Source organism: Pedobacter sp. P26, from assembly GCF_050632135.1.
Taxonomy (GTDB): Bacteria; Bacteroidota; Bacteroidia; order Sphingobacteriales; family Sphingobacteriaceae; genus Pedobacter.
In genome coordinates this window covers 113,550-131,931 of record NZ_CP192574.1, presented here as the reverse complement: position 1 = coordinate 131,931, position 18,382 = coordinate 113,550, and the positions used below count along the sequence as shown (strand labels likewise).

The 18,382-nt window shown below is 34.6% G+C and carries 17 protein-coding genes; 10 read left to right on the top strand and 7 right to left on the bottom strand.

The features are described 5' to 3' along the window. Nucleotides 1–66 precede the first annotated feature (66 nt). Nucleotides 67–831, bottom strand: coding sequence for a metallophosphoesterase (locus tag ACQ86H_RS00645; RefSeq protein WP_431293513.1), 765 nt, complete (start codon nucleotides 829–831; stop codon nucleotides 67–69). A 1,253-nt stretch (nucleotides 832–2,084) separates the two neighbouring features. Between ACQ86H_RS00645 and ACQ86H_RS00640 the strand changes: the two genes are divergently transcribed. The 6 genes from ACQ86H_RS00640 to ACQ86H_RS00615 all read left to right on the top strand — a co-directional run bounded on the left by ACQ86H_RS00640 (nucleotide 2,085) and on the right by ACQ86H_RS00615 (nucleotide 6,286). Beyond that, the gene (locus tag ACQ86H_RS00640; RefSeq protein WP_431293512.1) at nucleotides 2,085–2,999 is read left to right on the top strand and encodes a sce7726 family protein; all 915 of its coding nucleotides are present in this window, start codon (nucleotides 2,085–2,087) and stop codon (nucleotides 2,997–2,999) included. Nucleotides 3,000–3,019: 20 nt separating this feature from the next. Then, nucleotides 3,020–3,904: a sce7725 family protein gene (locus ACQ86H_RS00635; protein ID WP_431293511.1), complete on the top strand. Its 885-nt coding sequence runs from the start codon at nucleotides 3,020–3,022 to the stop codon at nucleotides 3,902–3,904. A 663-nt stretch (nucleotides 3,905–4,567) separates the two neighbouring features. Then, nucleotides 4,568–5,014 carry a hypothetical protein gene (locus ACQ86H_RS00630; protein WP_431293510.1) on the top strand — a complete coding sequence of 149 codons (447 nt, stop codon included), beginning with the start codon at nucleotides 4,568–4,570 and terminating at the stop codon, nucleotides 5,012–5,014. A 17-nt stretch (nucleotides 5,015–5,031) separates the two neighbouring features. After that, a complete protein-coding gene (locus ACQ86H_RS00625; protein WP_431293509.1) occupies nucleotides 5,032–5,454 on the top strand; it encodes a hypothetical protein in 423 nt (140 codons plus the stop codon). Between the two features lie 8 nt (nucleotides 5,455–5,462). Then, a complete protein-coding gene (locus ACQ86H_RS00620) occupies nucleotides 5,463–5,612 on the top strand; it encodes a hypothetical protein (RefSeq protein WP_431293508.1) in 150 nt (49 codons plus the stop codon). Further along, nucleotides 5,609–6,286, top strand: a complete 678-nt coding sequence (locus tag ACQ86H_RS00615) for a hypothetical protein (protein WP_431293507.1) — start codon at nucleotides 5,609–5,611, stop codon at nucleotides 6,284–6,286. Before ACQ86H_RS00620 ends, ACQ86H_RS00615 begins: the two co-directional genes overlap by 4 nt. A gap of 695 nt (nucleotides 6,287–6,981) precedes the next feature. Here ACQ86H_RS00615 and ACQ86H_RS00610 read toward each other — a convergent pair. From ACQ86H_RS00610 to ACQ86H_RS00595, 4 genes are all read right to left on the bottom strand, one after another. Then, on the bottom strand, nucleotides 6,982–7,497 hold the full coding sequence (locus tag ACQ86H_RS00610; protein WP_431293506.1) for a hypothetical protein: 516 nt from the start codon (nucleotides 7,495–7,497) through the stop codon (nucleotides 6,982–6,984). Nucleotides 7,498–7,506: 9 nt separating this feature from the next. Next, nucleotides 7,507–8,898 carry a DUF2971 domain-containing protein gene (locus tag ACQ86H_RS00605; RefSeq protein ID WP_431293505.1) on the bottom strand — a complete coding sequence of 464 codons (1,392 nt, stop codon included), beginning with the start codon at nucleotides 8,896–8,898 and terminating at the stop codon, nucleotides 7,507–7,509. A 190-nt stretch (nucleotides 8,899–9,088) separates the two neighbouring features. Next, nucleotides 9,089–9,328, bottom strand: a complete 240-nt coding sequence (locus tag ACQ86H_RS00600) for a GIY-YIG nuclease family protein (RefSeq protein WP_431293504.1) — start codon at nucleotides 9,326–9,328, stop codon at nucleotides 9,089–9,091. A gap of 38 nt (nucleotides 9,329–9,366) precedes the next feature. Next, the gene (locus ACQ86H_RS00595; RefSeq protein ID WP_431293503.1) at nucleotides 9,367–10,710 is read right to left on the bottom strand and encodes a hypothetical protein; all 1,344 of its coding nucleotides are present in this window, start codon (nucleotides 10,708–10,710) and stop codon (nucleotides 9,367–9,369) included. Nucleotides 10,711–11,749: 1,039 nt separating this feature from the next. On the opposite strand from ACQ86H_RS00595, the gene ACQ86H_RS00590 reads away from it, so the two are divergent. Next, complete coding sequence (locus tag ACQ86H_RS00590) at nucleotides 11,750–12,145, top strand: (deoxy)nucleoside triphosphate pyrophosphohydrolase (protein WP_431293502.1); 396 nt, start codon at nucleotides 11,750–11,752, stop codon at nucleotides 12,143–12,145. Nucleotides 12,146–12,155: 10 nt separating this feature from the next. Here ACQ86H_RS00590 and ACQ86H_RS00585 read toward each other — a convergent pair whose 3' ends face one another. Both ACQ86H_RS00585 and ACQ86H_RS00580 read right to left on the bottom strand, forming a co-directional pair. Then, entirely contained in the window at nucleotides 12,156–13,073 is a 918-nt protein-coding gene (locus ACQ86H_RS00585) for an HNH endonuclease (RefSeq protein WP_431293501.1), read from the bottom strand. A gap of 6 nt (nucleotides 13,074–13,079) precedes the next feature. Then, entirely contained in the window at nucleotides 13,080–13,433 is a 354-nt protein-coding gene (locus ACQ86H_RS00580) for a helix-turn-helix domain-containing protein (protein WP_431293500.1), read from the bottom strand. A 926-nt stretch (nucleotides 13,434–14,359) separates the two neighbouring features. On the opposite strand from ACQ86H_RS00580, the gene ACQ86H_RS00575 reads away from it, so the two are divergent. Genes ACQ86H_RS00575 through ACQ86H_RS00565 form a run of 3 tightly spaced genes read left to right on the top strand, consistent with a single transcriptional unit; the run spans nucleotide 14,360 to nucleotide 18,316 of the window. Beyond that, nucleotides 14,360–15,094 carry a TlpA family protein disulfide reductase gene (locus ACQ86H_RS00575; protein WP_431293499.1) on the top strand — a complete coding sequence of 245 codons (735 nt, stop codon included), beginning with the start codon at nucleotides 14,360–14,362 and terminating at the stop codon, nucleotides 15,092–15,094. A 37-nt stretch (nucleotides 15,095–15,131) separates the two neighbouring features. After that, nucleotides 15,132–17,891 carry a SusC/RagA family TonB-linked outer membrane protein gene (locus ACQ86H_RS00570; RefSeq protein ID WP_431293498.1) on the top strand — a complete coding sequence of 920 codons (2,760 nt, stop codon included), beginning with the start codon at nucleotides 15,132–15,134 and terminating at the stop codon, nucleotides 17,889–17,891. An 8-nt stretch (nucleotides 17,892–17,899) separates the two neighbouring features. Next, a complete protein-coding gene (locus tag ACQ86H_RS00565) occupies nucleotides 17,900–18,316 on the top strand; it encodes a hypothetical protein (RefSeq protein ID WP_431293497.1) in 417 nt (138 codons plus the stop codon). Nucleotides 18,317–18,382: the final 66 nt, after the last annotated feature.

Below are 18,382 nucleotides of genomic sequence, written 5' to 3'. Positions count from 1 at the left end.
GGAGACAATAGCTCATACCCCAAATACAAATATTTTCTGCCGCAAAATTAAGCAAATCTTTAAAATCTAGTCCAGAATCTCGAGAAGTTTAGCTGAACTAAAATTAGTATGTTCTCCTGATCTTACATAACCAAGTTGATTGGTTGACATTATTGTTTTACCAATTTTAAAAGGCAAAGTGTTTTGGTGATGGTGTCCATATATCCAATAAAGAGGATTATGTTTTTCTATCATCTCAGTTAATTCTACAGCAAATGCTTCATTCAGTATACTTCCCAAAAACCTGGAAGGATAGTTCATTAAAGTTGGTACATGATGAGTAACTACAATCTTTTGCTGTCCATTTTCATTTGATATTTCATCCTGAATAAAGTATAAACTTTCCTGATGTAGTTTATTGTAATCAGCTGGCCTGAAAACTTGCCCATTATTACGGATCACGTAAAAATCGGACATTCCATCATATATCTGTCTCTCATTTGGAGGACTAATGTGAGACCACATTGTTGAAAAGATTAAATCGTAATCTGTAGCTTTGATCGTAATGTTGTTGACCAGTTGAACATTATTTTTGATCTGCTCTAGATGGGGGCCAGAACATCTGGCGATATCACCGTAATAATATTCATGATTACCAGGAATCCAATATACCTGTTCAAACTTATCTGAAACATAATCAAAGAAATCCATACGTTTTGCAAGCTGGCTAAAAGTTACAATATCGCCAGCTAAAATCAATACATCAGCCTTAGGTTGAATTGGAAATTTCTTCAGATAATCATAATTTTCAGGGAATTCTAAATGTAAATCAGATGCGTATTGAAAGGTCATGGTTATTAAGTGTTTTACAATTGAAAATTGGCCATCTATAATCTTACCAATAACTATAGAAATAATTTATAGCTAAAAGTTATTGAATAGCAAAATGTAGCAATTGGAGAGTTTGCCATCATATCAAAATAAATTACATCATCTTTTTATTGAGATAAATAAATTAATTATCTGAAAGTCAATATCTTATGGAAAAATCCGACGAAACCAGAACAAGTTTTATTTAAATAACTTTCTGACTATCAATTAATTGAAAAACACAGTTCGGACTCACTGACTATCAAAATGACTGTTTTTCGGCTCAAATGCAAGCCTTCAAATCTAACAAATGAATTTAAATATTACAAGTAAAAATATTAAGCTATATCTATGATTTGTCATTGAAATACTAATTACACAGCAATTTCAAAGTTGTTGATCCTTCAAAATACTTAGAAGCAGCCAATAAATCATTGCAACTATTTTCAAGCTTTTTGACATAATCAATAAATATTATACTATATGTTTCTTTCAAGGCTGTCCATTGTTTGTAAACACTCACTAAATCCCGCACTCTCGAAATCAATTTTGGAAACCTCATCTTCCTTTGAACCTGTTTCTTGCTAGTAATTACTGATGATATTTTCGAAGGGGATCAATAGCTGATCATGCGTATAAACAATTTTGTACATTCTCGTTATTGGCCGCTAACCATTTTACAATAATATCATTCAAATCTGTCTGAATTAACAGCTTTAATATCCTGCGGCTTGGCACACGCAAATTCGCGTTATTATTTTGCTAAATAGAACTTATTGAACGAGGATTAAAGCAATTACCAGTTGTAAGTAAATTCATAAATTGGTTATTGCCCACCATGTGCCAGCCCGACTCTATACAAGCTTTTCATTTTTCGCAGAGTAAGAAGGCAAAGCATGTTGGACATCGCAATCCGCCATAGGCATTCGGATTTACGCACACAAAAAATCTGTAAAGATATATTTGCGCAATAATTTTTTTAGTTGTTTTTTGATTGCAAGCGAAGATTTACTATGCTGTGGTAGTTCTGCAAAGGAAAAAACCAAATCCTATTTTTTTTGCATTAAGATAACACTAGTTTTTAATTAAAAATAGAAGTATGTTCGGGATGGAAAGATAAGATTGCTAGAGTGCATCAACACGAATCTTTAAGAAACATGTATAGCAAAACCAGGGGAATCATTTTTAATTTATATTTTTGCCATCGTTAAAGTACCGATAAGGTATCTAAATTTATGGCAAAAAGTAAGAGAAGTACTTTAGATTCAACAACAACCTCTAATTTAGACCAATATGGTCATTCTATAAATTATGCGATATCGCAGATTTTTAATGCTGCGTTATCAGATAAGATACATCAAAAAACAGGCGAAGAAAGTATAAGATCTCTAATATATAAATATCATCTTTACCCTAGTGGACAAGAGTGGGACTTGGTACTGGGCCTTGAAATTGCCTATAATTATCTTAAAAAGTATTATAGGTGTGAGTATGTTTATAAGAATGAAATTGCTAATCAGCTTCTTCTTCAATATCATGATGATAACTCCGCTACCCTTTTGAGGGAAGTTAATTCAGGCGGCTCAATCGCGGATGTTGTCATAGTCAATGGTTCCACAACAGCTTACGAAATCAAAACCGAATTAGATAGTTTTGATAGGCTAGAGAGCCAAATAACTGCTTATCAATATTTATTTGACTTCGTATATGTAGTTACATACCCCAAGGCTTTAGCCTACTTAAATAAAATGTTACCAGCATCAATAGGTATTATAATTTTTGATAATGATGGAGTTTTAAAGTGTGTCAAAAAGCCTTTAAAACAAATTGAAAACTTTGATCCTAGTAAAGCAGGACTTACTTTAAGGCAAAGTGAATTAATGAAGGCTTATAAAAATATTCATAAAAAATTACCATTAATGGGTACAGCTTTAATTCACATGTTTTGCTACAAATGGTATCTTGAATTGAACGCTTCTAAAGCCCGTTCAGTCTTTAAAACTGCACTTAAAGCGAGGAAACCATCAAAACATCAATTTGATTTGATTAAGAACTGTAGTACTTCTCTAAAGATGTTATTTTTAAGTAAAGGATTTTCAAAAAGATATTGTATTGAAACTTTGAATAAATTATATTTGGTTAATAATTAAACGCTTAATCAAATCTCTTTATGTACTTTCCTTTTTTAAGGGGCAAACAATTCGAAATCGAAGCTTTGCTCGAGGTTCCTAGTCGCGTATATTCCAATACACTACCAATAATTGAACCTGTTAATCTGCCAAGACGTAAATTATATAAAAGTCTTGCAGATAATAATATTCCATTTATTTTGATAACAAATCCATTTCACCCAGCTGGTAATAGGGTTATAACATCAGAAATTCAAGTCCTCGTTGATACTGATTTGTCAGGTTACCAAGGCCTATCTCTTGGATTTATTATCGATAACCGGTTTTCTGTCAACGAATTAGCAAATTTCTTTGCAAATAACTCCAATCTTGACAAAGTTATTATCTTCAATTACAATCCTTTGATTGCTGACTTGATTGCTATTCAAAATGTTATATCTGCAAATCGGACTGCATACATTGTTTTCGACGAGAAAAAAACCAATTATACAACCAGGAATGCCTTTTCATCTTACTCTAACCTAATTTTGTTAACAGATGGTTTCCAACGAGAACTAAGGAATGCAGATTATCCACCAGCTAGCACATTTGATTCATATTTTGCTTCTTGGGCTACAAGTGGTTGGGCGGGTATTGGTGATTACGCGACTATTGGTGATCATTTCAATTTAGGCGGCGGACAAGTATATGTCGTAACACTTCACGTTACAATACAAACCACAGGTGGCCTGGAGGTGAGACATTTTTCTTCAACATTTAACCCCACTGTACAGGGTTTTTCTGCTCAAAAATTTGCGGAAGCAAACTCACAATTAGTTACATCACCTTATACGTTATCACTATTATCTTCAGGTTTGGATATTTACAGGGACTTAGATGCTAGAAACCATAATCCACAATTGGGGGTAGCAAAAAAGCATCAATAATGCATCACATTGAGCTTATGTCTTCTATTATATAATATTTCTTTCAAAACAAATTGATTAAATAAAGTAGCTACTTTTTAAATAAGCGGGACTTTATTTAATCTTTGATGTCATAATTATATGATCTATTTATTAATTAACATTCTTCATCATTTAGCGTCTTGGTAGTTAGTAAACCGTTTGGAAACACACTTTCTCCCAGAATCTTATCAATAAAGAGAATTTAGTGTATTATTGATCATGTAGGGATGATCAATAATACACTTGATAGGCAATGGGGAGAATGTGATTTTTAGGCTTCGAGGTAATATCCGTAAGAATTAGGAATGGATTAAATATTCCATTAAGATTATTTATAAGATTTACGGCTTCCCATAATTATCTACAATAATGCTCAATATCTTTGTAAAGATGTAGTGTCAATGCTAGCTAATTAGTATTAATCATGTTATAAATAGATACTATTTCAAAACTTCTTGAAAAGAATTAATAAATAAAATGTGACAATAAACCCTTGATAAAACCGCAACAAGTTTATTTAAGATCTTGTTTCTCATCTGTAAGAACTTTAAAAAGGTGTAAATTTTTGTTAGTAAATATTAGTTTATACATAAATGAGTATAATTACAAGTGAAATAATAAAATAATTAATCAATCATAATAATGTCGAAGAATCCCAAACTAGAATTTTTAAAAATAGAATTAAAACCTACTAATCACAAAAATGTTATAACATTCCAAGATTTTTTCAAAGAGGTATATAAAGTTGAAAATCCTGAAAATGCAAATGTTAAAAAAGGCATTTATAAAACGAGTGACATAATAAGTGGCTTTTATAAATTTCTCTATAAAAAAATTGACGAGACCTATAATGATAATCAGAAAATTAAAAAAGCATTTTCGGCAAAAACAATAAAAAAAGATAATAAAAAAACAACAAGTATTAATTTGGATAAGGATCTAAATATAATTGATGGAATAATTTCAGGAGGGTATTATGATACGGGAAAGGAAGTAGGGAGTATTACTGACGCAACAATTGAAACAGAAAAACTTAAAAGGGATAAAATATTACTTGATGACTTTTATTTTTACTTTACACACCGTTAAACAAGAGTATTGGTATCTTGATTTTACAATCTTACACCAAGGACTCCATTAACGATATTTTTAAGCCATTTATTGAACGCTTATTTAGCTTATCAGCATTTTCTTTTAATGCAATTCTTTCTGAATTTATGCCAAAAAAATTACAAGAGGTTTTTAAAGAGCATTCCGTAATAAAAGAGTTTACTTTTACCCAAAAGATAATTGGAAAATCGGTAAAAGATGAGGTTTTCCATAACAATGATTATAAAGTCACAATTTCTATTAGACCACAAGGTACTGTTCAGCTCAGTAAATTAGATAAATTAAAACAAAAAATAGGGAAATTTAATTTATCTTTTTTTGATAAGAATCCGCAAGAATTGACTTTAGAAAATTTTAATCAAAAAAAGCGTATATTAAGTCTGATGATACTTATTCGAGTGAAACCCCATTTGAACTAGACAGCGCGATGGATATAAAGGCAACAATATATTTAAAGAATCACATAAAAGTTTCAGAAAATGGTACACCTGATTTCGATGCGTTAAAAAAATATGCTATTAAAGCTTTGAGCGAGATTGTTGTACCGGAAATATATCCAGAAGTAGATTTGAAATGAAATTTGAAAACATTAAATTAATCATAGTAGAAAGTTTTAGATGGAGAAATAGAAATCTTCTTGAAAACAGGAATTTTGTAGATAAAAAAATTTCTTTTTTAATTCTTATCAAGAAAAACTTTTCTCAGCTTGTTTTTGGTATCTTCTTGTCTGTGCTATTTAGGGAATTAATTAACAAAGATTTTGCTGCTAACATGGTAACTGCACTTTCAATTTTTGTAGGTTTGTTTACCACTACTTTAATTTTAATTTTTGATAAATACATTTCACATTACAAAATTGAAGACAAAGCTGAAGCAGCTATGGCAGACTTGAGCGAAATACCAAGTGACTTAGAAGTTAATTTACTTCGGACAAAAAATTTTTCAAAAAGATTTGTTTATGTTTCTCTTGAATCACTTTTGATAGCTATACTATTAATAATGATTTTGTTAATTCCGTTGATGATGGGTAATATTTTTAGTGATATAGACTTATTAGATTACAAATTTGAATTTCAAAATTTAAATCTTGTTAAAATAAAAATATTCTCATTTAATTTTTTGGTGTTTATTACAAGGGTTGTTCTTTATGTTCTGCTAATTAATTATTTCACTAGAATGTTTTATGTGTTTGGAGCACTAGGTGAATATATTAAGGGTGTATTTGACGACAAAATCAAACCCAATATCTAAAACCCAAGGGATGTGAAATGCGTAAGTTTGCATTTAAAATTATAAAATATTTACACCATAATAAGATTGAATTTATAGTTGACAAATTTATCAAAGCAATTAGACTATCTAAATAGCAATTGGAGGCAAATAAAGATAGGATGCTAAGTAACGATTTATTTTTTTACCAGAACTTGTATCTGTGGAGAAAGAAACATAAGATCTTTCCTTATATCCTACTCGTTAAAGCTCCACAAATCTTCAAAAGTAAAAAATCACCCTATAGTCTGCATTCATAACGCTATACCTTTTCCACAACAACTTATTTTCTGAAATTGCTTTTATTGATAAATAAATAATTAACTCCGAAAAATGGTCTGTTTTGGTGGAAGCAAATTCGTAATACATAAAACGCATTGGGTGTTGATACCCTCTTGCTCCCTTAAAGAAACTGAGGAAATCAGAGCCTAGGCAAAAGAAAATAGCGCAAAACAATCAATTGCTGTTTTGGGAAGAAATAAAAGTCCGGCCATCGCCCAGGACTTTTACCTTTTATTTTGTGGTCGACTCTTCTAAAGAGCTATCGTAACCCAGTTGCCAAAAGTACATATCAATGATCTTCATTGGTGGATAATATATCGATCTTTTATCCTTGATCATTTGTGTACATAAATTAATTTCAGGTTTATTGTCATGGTAAAATTGAAATATTTTACCTAATCCCCTCTATCAAATTTTATTTTCTTATCCTTGGTAATCTCAGTGAATCCCTTGATAAAATATTCATCAAAAGCGGGTGTACAACCGAAGGTTCCTAGTAAAACTTTACTCATTAGGGTATCCGTCGTGCTAATTGCTTTTTCCTCTTTATTTCCTCGTTTAAACCGTATTCCTCTATAATAATTGGAAACTTCCCTTTTTAAACCCAATATTTCATCAATTATAACATCACTTAAATCTGTTGGTCGATAGTGTTTCAAGTGCTCAAACTTGCCAGAATAGTAAATATCTACCACTCCTTCATGGACCATATGATTCTTTTGTAATAATCCTCCGGATCCCCGGTACATTCCCCAACTTGCCAAATAAAATCCAAGATGTAACTGATGGTGAATTGTTGGTCCGCTCAAAGCAAAGACTTTCCGGCAATGATCCCATGAATGATACCTATGAAGAGTATCTGCACTGGCCTCCGCCAAATATTGTTCAATGACTGTAGTTATCTTTTCCAAACCGATAAATTAACGATAATTATTTATTCCAGAAAAATCGACTTCAACCGAAAGAAGTCCTCTTTCTTCTAAAAGCATTTTTAATTGAACATGATTAAGTTGTTTCTCAGGACATTTACTCCCGAGGGTAATTTTTTCGAGTGTGACAGGAAGGAGGGTATTAACTATAGGAACGCTTATAAACGGTGCAATTATCTTATGACTATAAGTGAGATTCCACTTCCTTTCAAGACTTTCCGTTGCCCCCTTGATTCTGCGGTTGGTATTGTTGAGCGCCAATAATAATCTTACCTCACTTTCCTCTGTATATTCAAATGGCTTGAAAAAGTGTTTCCAGATACCCAGACTTTTGAACTTTAGTTTCTGACCAATCTTCAACCGGACCTGCTCCATTAAATTCTTAATAAGCTCCAGCTCTAAATGGTAAGGAATACCGCTGCTTTGCTGAGTTCCATAGCTAACTTTCTTCAGTTTAACGCCAGGTAGGTTACCACCCTTGTCAATCCTGAATACTAGACACGCACCTTTGCAGTCATCCCCGTACAGTCGCCACTGATTTAATTTATCCTTTACAGTAGAGCAGCAGGAAATAAACCGTCTGTTCATTTCTTTAAGCTCTGCCGGATTGTTAAAAACAGTATAAGTGCTATCAAGATATTGGTCGACATATTCAACCTCTGAAGTGTCATTCATTCCAGCAATGCCGTTCATTCGTATGGTGTTGCCATCCACTGTAGCGAAAACAGTTTCTAGCGAGGCGTATCTATATATTAATGTATCTAAAGGCAGATCGTCAAGTAGGATATTGAACAATCTGTTTTCAAAATTCCCATCCAAGGTAATATCCTTACCAAGTCGGAAATATTGACCACTTCTATTGTAGTGTAAATGTTTTTTGAGCCTTTCATTATTGAAAAGTTCTTTGACACTTTCGTACTTTGACAATTCTTGTTTTGGGATCTTTCCATTCAAGATAAATTTGTTTACCTCCGTTTGAAGGACAAATGCTATTTCATTCTTTATCCCTTGAAGCTCCTCATCCGTTGGAATATCGAAGATTTTCTCAACAAGATCTCTGGCATTTTCAAGGAAACTGAGGATTGTGTTGTCATTATTGTAAAGGAGTATCTGTAATCCGTTGGTTACTATCGTATATTTAAACGAAGTCGACTCAACAATCTGATAGTTTCTAATATCATTCGTGCTGATCTGCTCCAAATACGGCCTTGTATCAAAAATCGCTAACGGCTCACCGTTACTAAAGATTGCAGCTTCAATTACGAGTGTATAATTTTTTTGAGAAGTTATAAATGGTCGGATCAACACGGCACCTTCGATTTCCGAAAGTTGAATATTTACTTCATCAAGTAAAGAGTAAATGTTAAAGTCAAGGTGGTCCATAGAGAGGCGTTAAGTAAATAAATTAATATTAAGGTTTCTAAATTATCATTTCGTCTGTGGATTTAGGATCAATCGCCTGGAAATTATACCTCTATAACTCCACGTCTGAACAATAACATCGGTAACTAAGGTAATATTCTTATAGGTTGTTGCCTATTTTTTCTTGATTTAATTTTTGTTTGTCGTGGCACTATAGTACTGTACTATTGATTCTGTCGACAACAGTCTGGACAGTTTCACAAATAATATCCATATCCCACTTAAAATACTCTCTTCTAGGATCCAGCCTATAGGCTTTTAACAATTCATGAATTTCCTTTTCGGCCAATTTACAATCAAAAACATTCCACTCCCTCATTACATAATGCTTATCCGGAACACCTGTCTTTGAGAGTTCGGACGCACGTTCTTTAGAATTCCTGGTAGTCAAACCAACTTTGAAAACATTATCTGGTAACGTTGGATTTCTCAGGACATAAATATATCCAGAATTGGCCCCCCGTAAACCTTCTTTTTCTTATCCGACACGATTAACGTATCAGTCTTACTTTCAAAATATGAGGTTGTTGTCTCTACCCAGGTTTTTCCTGTAATCTGCTTCCCTTTTTTATCTGTTCCAAATTCATCAGGAGTCAACGTTTTCCAATAACCAGCAGTTTCTATTTTAAAATTTTCATCTCTTACTGAAACCCTGTCTGGGGAAAACTTGTTGTTTCGATTCAGAATGTATAATATTCTCGTATGCTTTTTAAATTTATTGTCAACAATGTTGTACTCTTTCTTCTTTAACGGACTTCTTGCTATTTCTTTGTAACCAGTATCATGAACCTCATCAAGTATCTCATCTTCGAAAAAAGTATAATAGGTTGGTAGATGAAGTACCATTTTGGCTAGTTCAAATATCGGGTTGTATTTTTCAATATCCCTTAGATGGTTCATATAGGCCTCTCTGTTTTCTTCCTTAAAATGCTCGCCCTCTTGAAGCGTGCCTGATAGTTCATCTGTAATGATATTGAATGCTTGCCCAACGTCTTTAGCAATATATCTTCCATCGATCGTTTCAGAATCAAGATCAACCCTGCAGATTATTAAAGACTTCCATAGATTAGGATCCTGGTTAAGCCTCACTGCCTCAAGCTTATATTTGTCATTAGGTTTTATTCCTTTCTTAAGATTTAGTTGATCAAATCCGGGAAGGTTCTTGGTAGCACTTTCCGTATCTGTTATCTCACCCGCTTGAAATAAAATAGTTACCTCATTTTCTCTTCTAACAATAGAGACCCCTGAAATTACATACTCAGCCCCGTCTTGCGATTTAAAGGTAATCTGATTGATGTCCGCTCCGACATTGTAATTGAAGATCACGTCTTTTTCAAGAGAATCCTTTATAGACTCTATGTTTCCATCAAAAGCCTCAGAAACAATATAATTGGTAAAGTCAAAAAACGATAACAGATAATCCTCTTCTTCCAATAACTCAAAATACATGATCTTTTTATCATATATAAAAAATGCTTCCAGAATATTAAACATAAGGGGCATAGATCTTAAGCCTAGGCTTAAAAGTCGGCTATTGAACTCTCTGAGGAAATGCCTGATTTCATTATCCATTCCTAAATCGATTCCATTTATATTCTGGATAAAAGCCGTTTTATTGGCTTTTTCAAAATTAGTCTTGAGTTCTTTTTTAATCTTTGGGTTATTGGCCATTCTCTGGTTGTGTAGCTCAACGATCCTTTCATATTCAGGTGTACCTTCTTTAGGTAGTACACCATGAAAAATATCCTTTAATCTGTTTTGATGAGCGCTCATGAATTTGTATTTGAAGTTATTAAGTCTCTGCAATATACACACAGCTTATTAGTCAAAGAATAATAGCTTTAAATTAAATATGGTCAACCGCCTGTCATTCAAGTTTTCCATTGGAGGCCCATGGCTTGATTCATTTAAAAATATCTTATCTGATAAATTGATACATTTGAAATGTAAATTTGGTTTGTGTATGTGCGGCTTAAGATCAGGGTGTTCCGGTGTGGTCTCTGGCAAAACCCTCTTTCACTTATCATCATTTCCTTTCTCTGTTTTGGGCTTAGGCCCAGGTTTGATTGCTTCCATAATTAATTTTTAAATTAATAATTAGTTCTCGGACCGATATAAGCCCTATACATAGCTAATCTAACCCAGATCAATTAATTTACGGTTTCCCATAAAACAGTATATATATTGGAACAAGGATACTACCTAAAGCAAAGGATAAACTTGAGGAATTTATACGATGGAGAAATAGCCAGATAAAATGAGAGTGCTTAAAAAATGATCTATTTTTTGCTGTACGCGAAAGTAGATTTTTTAGTTTGATAAGTTCAATAGTTATTAGATTAGCGCATTCGTTTTAGTTTCAACTGCAATGAATTACCTTTGAAGTCTAATTTGTTTTTTGAAGATATTTTCAGATTTTATTAATTTCTCTAAGAACATTAGAAAATCTATAGTTTATTTAGCACCTCCTGTTTTATGCCCTAGGCAATCGTTGAACTGCTCAAAAAATAACTAATATTGCAGGGTTCTTCTCATATTTTTTAATAAGGTTTGAGATTCTTATCCCTTAATTCATTTAATGGTTTAGATAAAATGTCAACAATTCCGTCAAAAGTTTTCACTCTAAAGGATTTTTTCCCAAGATTCAATGTTTACCAGTGTTGCATTAGATCCTTCACTAATTCTACAAACTTTTTTTGTGAAAGACCTAAAGCATTACTTAACCGAATAATATTAGTACTCATAATGGAAAAACCGTTTGTCATTGATCAAAATAACAACACAAATCATGAAAACTTAAGATTGTAGTCTGATGAAATCCCAAGGAACCAACCCCGTTAACGTATGTTGCGCAATCATAAAAAATGAGGATAAAAATGTATTGGTTGCACAAAGGAGCTCAACAATGTCTTTGCCACTTAAATGGGAATTTCCAGGAGGAAAAGTAGAGCAAAGAGAAACTGCGGAGCAATGCTTAATTCGTGAATTAAAAGAGGAATTAAATATAATAGTTAAAATAGTTCGATTAATTGGATCCCATATACATAAGTATCCTAGCCTTTCCATTAACTTGATCGCTTTTGAATGTATTATAGTTAGTGGCGAGATCGTTCTCTCTGAACACATAGCTTTTAAATGGGTCGATAAAGAAAAACTTTTGGAATTAGATTTGGCTGATGCAGATGTACCATTTGTAGATAAGCTCTAATAATTATGTTTTAGAATTTATGCCAATTTCTATGAAAAGCAAGGTATTCTTTCTGTTTACTATTAAAAGATCCAACATTCTTTTTTTGTAGATTCCAATCTGCAAAAACTTTAGCCGCTTCTTTTTTAATTAACAGCTCGCCATCATCGCTGAAGCTAATAATTCCCTTATCAAAAAGTTTGTCAACATGGGGGCTTAGGAGTAAACCGTTGTTGCCGTCAATTTTCTCAATGTTATCTGATTTACACCAGGGTTTTATATGACTAGCAATTAAAAAAGATAGATCACTTACATCAGTTATTCTGCAAAACTGTTCAATTTTAATAAGATTGCGCTTATATAAACCTTGACCTGTCCTAGCCTTAATAAGCTGTTGTTTCTCTTGTTCTGGAATATTTAAATTTTCTATTTCTTTTTGTTCCTGGTCGTCTAAAATTTCCTTTTGGTCTTGTATTAAATCTGGTAATATATAGGTGTTTTCTAAGTTGATTATCTCTATAAGTTTTTCACCTAATTTAGCGCTTATTTGTGCTAGGTAAATACCTTGATTTCCATTCCCATTTTGTTGTAGTGGAGAATATCTCGATGGAAGCATTTCTTTTATGTCATCGATAAAATCTTTTGGTTTAAAGGAACTATTTAAAACCTCCCAATCAATTTTAACCAGATATCCATCCTTGCTCCACTGTTCACCAACGACACCAAATTCTTCAGGAACAGGAGCATTTGAATAACGTTGACGAATAATACCAATTGCTTTAATTTTGGCACCTGCGTACGAGAAAATAACATCGCCTATGTTGGTTTCGGTTAAATTTGTATAGCTTTTGTTAGCGCTATTGTTCTTATTTTTGATTGGAGACCAAATATATCCACCCCCAACTTCCGCCTTATAAGTTTGCTTGTGATTTACCCACCAATAATTCATACTACTCTAGGTTTTGGTTATTGGAACTATCTGAATAATTTTGTCCTCAAACTGCTTACTCTCACTTCCGTCTTTATTCAGTTTGGGAACTTTTTCGTAGGTTATTTCAATCATATTATTGCTAGGTATCTTCGGAAAAAGGTGACCTATTGATTTCAAGTTTAAAGCTTTCACTAAAAGAGGGAGGTGTCTAATGCTATATTTATCTCTTTGGCTAAGGTCTTCGACTTTACCAACAAAGCTGTCAGCCAACTTTAGTTTTGAACTAAGATGCGCTTTTGAGATACCCTTTTTTATTCTTAATGCTTTAACTTCTTCTATTAATAGATAATCTATCTCAGAGAGTATTTTTTTCTCCATAATTTTAAGAAAAAAATCAACCAACATGTTGGTTGTTAAATAAATTATACTTATCTTCGTTATCAGTTATTTATAGCGACAAATAGAGTTGGGGTATAACCTGGCTTTAACGATGTCACTCATGAACGAAAACCGTCAAACTTTCACATGAGCCGATCGTGAGTTCGCCTATCTATTGAGTTTTGCTATCTTCGTGATATCTTATATTCAATAGGGCGGGCTTCATGTTAGTCTTTTGTGAAACTTAAGCCTTGGCTTAAGCGGTTCTTGACGGTACCACGTTCAAAAGCATTGAAGTCCGCCTTATTGGTTTTCCAATCTGGTTTCCTTTTGCTTTTGGGGTACATCGTTTTACATAAAATTACCGTTTATGAAAACGAAAAAATTAAGCGCCATCAAATTGTATCTATTCCAGGAAGAGATACTTTGTTATTCCCTTAAACTCTTGTTAAAGAACGTTATCTGTTCTCCATCGTAATACGCGTGCCGGAATTACAAGTTTAAATAAAGCCCAATAAAAAACAGGGGTTGGTGTGAGAGAGCGCACTTATTCCCAGTGGGTTAATTTAGCTTGGTACCAGCCCTTATTGCTTTTTAGGCAAAGGTGCAGTACTATGGTGTTTCGCAATCCCAAGGTAGTCATCTTTTTCTAATTACAAATACGGTTTGCCGTATCTGCATATTTTATGCGGAAGGGCTGGTTTTTGCCTGTTTTTTTATTACACATATAAATTCCAAACAACATGAACCTAAGCAATCACTATCCTTTCGATAGGCTTTACGCTTTAAAGCCTAAGAATCCTGTATAATCTACCCAAATCAAGGCAGGTAAACCAAAAATGGTTAAATAGAAATAGGTTCTTTAATGATAACCTGCCTTGGTTTTGCCTCCGTGATTATTTCCTCCAAAACCAACTAACTAAATCATGAAAATAAAGATAAGAAATATCTTACGGGACTTGCTATGTGCAAATTCTGGATATAAAAAACTGGAAAATCAGTCTACAAACTATTTTTCCGCCATAAACACTAAGACTTTCAGTAAGGTCAACCAAACTCAAATTTTGCGACAGAACCTTATCCAAAAAATATCTGCGGCTAGCCTGCTCATTTTCACACTTACTTCTATTGCCGCATGTTGCTATGGCCAGGGAGTCAATAATGCTAGACCTTTGATTATTGGTGATACTTTAAGCAGATCAGATTTAGCCAGCATTTTTTCAGCAAACAATTTACCTAAAAATGGTAGAGCGCTTTCGTTAGATCACTACAATGATGATCTGATTATCCTTGATTTTATGAATTCCTTCTGTGCAGGCTGCATTGCAGCTATTCCAAAACTCGATTCACTTAAAAACAAATTTGAGAAACTGAAAATCTTTATGGTATCGCCCGAAAATAAGGAGAAATCACTTTATTTCTTCCGACATAATGAGATAGCAAGAAAGACAAAAATTCCGATGATATATGGGGATACAATTCTTAAAAAATTATTCCCCCACATGTTTATCTCACATCTGGTTTGGATAAAAAACGCAAAAGTTCTGGCTATTACAAGACCGAAAGAGGTTAACCAGGAAAATATCAACAAAGTTCTTGCAGGAGAGAAAATAAACTTTCCTATAAAAAATGACTTCCTAAAATCAGCTAAAAATGAATAGGCTATTATTTCTATGTCTTCTAGTCATACTACCGTTTATGCTAAAAGCGCAATCGATAACCGGGGATGTACATGATAAGGAAACCGGCAACATTATTTCCGGCGCCTCAATCAGATCAGTAAAAAACAGGACTGTCTCTACTTCGGACGAAAATGGAGTCTTTAAAATTGTTTTGATCATGCTCCCGGACACCCTTATAGCCAGCAAGATGGGCTACAGCCAGTTAAAAATAGCGGTTCAAACACGAACGCTTATCAATATTACACTTGTTCCTGCATCCAACCAACTAGAGGACGTAACGGTAAGTACTGGCTATCAAACAATATCAAAAGAGAGAGCGACAGGATCTTTTGAGGTGATCGATAACAAAATGCTGAACAGAAGAACAGGAACGGATGTCCTAAGCAGGCTCGAAGGAATTACCACCGGTCTTCAATTTGACAGACGCGGCCAAAGTCCAGACCAAAGTGCAGCAAGCGCGGGAAATATAGTTATACGAGGGATCAGTACGCTTTCCAGTAATATAAAAACACCTCTCATTGTACTCGACAACTTTCCTTATGAAGGGGATATCCTAAATATAAATCCGTCGGACATTGAACAGGTGACGGTATTGAAAGATGCCGCAGCAGCATCAATCTGGGGAGCAAGGGCAGGAAATGGTGTTATCGTAATCACCACAAAAAAAGGAAAGATTAACAGCTCAACCAAAATCACATTGGGAGCAAACCTGATTGTCTCCGAAAAGCCGAATCTCTTTAAATATCCCAGTATGTCCAGCTCAGACTTCATTGATATTGAGCAGTATTTATTCAGGCAGGGCTTCTATGATTCTGCCTTAGGGAACAACACTACGTATCCCGTTCTTTCACCTGCTGTCGAGATTTTCGATCAGTCCAGAAAAAAACTTATCTCCAGGGCAGACTCATTGGTACTGGTTGATCAGTTGAAAAGTAGGGATATAAGAAAAGATTTCGATAAAAATCTTTACAGGAATGGAATAAGCCAGCAATACAATCTTGGTATAAACGGTGGATCTGAAAAGATGGCCTATGCTGTTTCTGCAGGCTTTGATAAGAATTTCTTTAACCAGATGGGTAATTCATACCAAAGAATAACTTTGAGGGCCCAGAACACTTATAAACCCATAAAAAATATTGAAATACTGTTTGGATTACAGTATTCCAGTAGCATTTCAGAAAACAACAGTCCAGGCGGAATAAGCGACATTCAATATGCATCCGGAAAAAACCTTTATCCATATGCCCAGTTAGCTGATGATTCTGGAAACCCAGTTTATTTTGCAAAAAATTATAGATCCGGGTATCTGGATACAGCAGGAAGAGGGAAACTCATGAATTGGCAATATAGTCCTCTTGACGAGCTGGCCAACGCTAACAACACCAACAGTCTCCAAGGGATACTTATCAATACAGGAATCAGATACAGAATTAGCGATAGCTGGGCTGCTGACCTTAAATACCAATTTGAAGAAAACAAGACTGCAGCCAAAAACCTGTACAATCAACGAACATTTCTGACACGGGACCTGATCAATCAGTTTACATTGCTACAGGGTGAAAAAATTACCTATAGGGTACCATTAGGTTCAATCCTAAATTCAAGTAACAGTACTTTAGGTGTTCATTCTGCGAGGGCCCAGCTCAGTTACAACAAACAATGGAATAAACACAATATAACAGGGATAGCTGGTTTTGAAGTCCGGGATGGCAGCACCAAAAGTAACTACGACAGAACATATGGTTACGATGAAAATACACTTTCGATCTCGGGCGTAGATTACATTACCAATTTTACAAAGTACGGTAAACTTGGTACTGGAAGAATCCCCTTCAACACAGGGTTTACCCAGCTTGAAAACCGGTTTGTATCGATGTATGCCAATGCCGCATATACCTTTAAAGAGCGATATATCCTATCAGGGAGTATAAGAAGAGATGCCTCCAATATTTTCGGCGCCAGTACCAATAATAAATGGAAGCCCTTATGGTCATCCGGATTTGCTTGGGAAATCAGCAGGGAAGGATTTTATAGTATCGGTTTTTTACCTATGCTAAAGCTACGGGCCACCTATGGAGTCAGCGGCAATACCAACAACAGCATATCGTCCATCCCTATACTTTCTTATTCTTCAGGCGCGAACAATATCATCGCCAATTTACAGAATGCGACAATCCTCTCAGGCGGGAACCCCAACCTGACCTGGGAATCTGTTAGAACATTGAACTTAGGTTTAGATTTTTCTATGACCCAGAGCAGGGTTTCCGGAAGCATTGAATGGTATAGCAAGAGAACTGACGATCTCATCGCGGGCCAGCTTATAGATCCGACAACCGGTTTTGGGGGTATTTCTTCGAATAGTGGCGGAATGTTGGGCGAGGGGGTGGATATCACCCTTAATACGCTTAATTTAAATGGAGCCTTCAAGTGGAGTACAACACTGCTTTTCAGCAGGGCTTCTGCCAAAATCACAAAAATCAAGAACGATGTGTCAAAGCGCCAGGGCCTCGACTATGCCCTGGGGGACGGCTCATTGATCCTGCAGGCACAAGATACGAATCCTTATGCATTATGGGCTTTCAAATGGGGTGGTCTCGATAGTAAAACAGGTAATCCCATCGGTTATCTCAACAGCGAGGCCAGTCAAGACTATACAGCTATTCTGAACGGCACACTTGTAGAGGACCTGGTTTACAAAGGCACTGCGCTTCCCCTTATTTCGGTTCCCTACGAAACAGTTTCAATTATAAGAATTTTGGTCTCGCCATTAACATGACTTATAAAATGGGGTATTATTTCAGAAAAAAAACCATTTCTTACTATAACCTTTACAACAATGGTGCTTCCTCTCCGGAATTTTCTAAAAGATGGCAAGTGCCGGGCGACGAGTTAAAGACTAATATCCCTTCAATGATATATCCGGCCATCCCGGCAAGAGACTCATTTTATCAGGGCTCAGAGGCCTCGGTATTAAATGGCAACCATATCCGTATTCAGGACATCAGTTTGAGCTATGATATGGCACTGAAAAGAAAAAGTGCCTTTCCGGCAAACAGTATATCATTTTATATATACATCAATAATGTCGGTATCCTGTGGCGGGCAAATAAAGAGGGGCTTGATCCCGACTACAACAATGAGAACGCTGCATTCCCTTTACCAAGAAGTATATCAGCAGGATTAAAAATAAATCTTTTATAAAATGAAAGCAACATATTTGATTTTACTAGTGTCAATCGCAATGAGCTTGGCTTCGTGTAAAAGTTC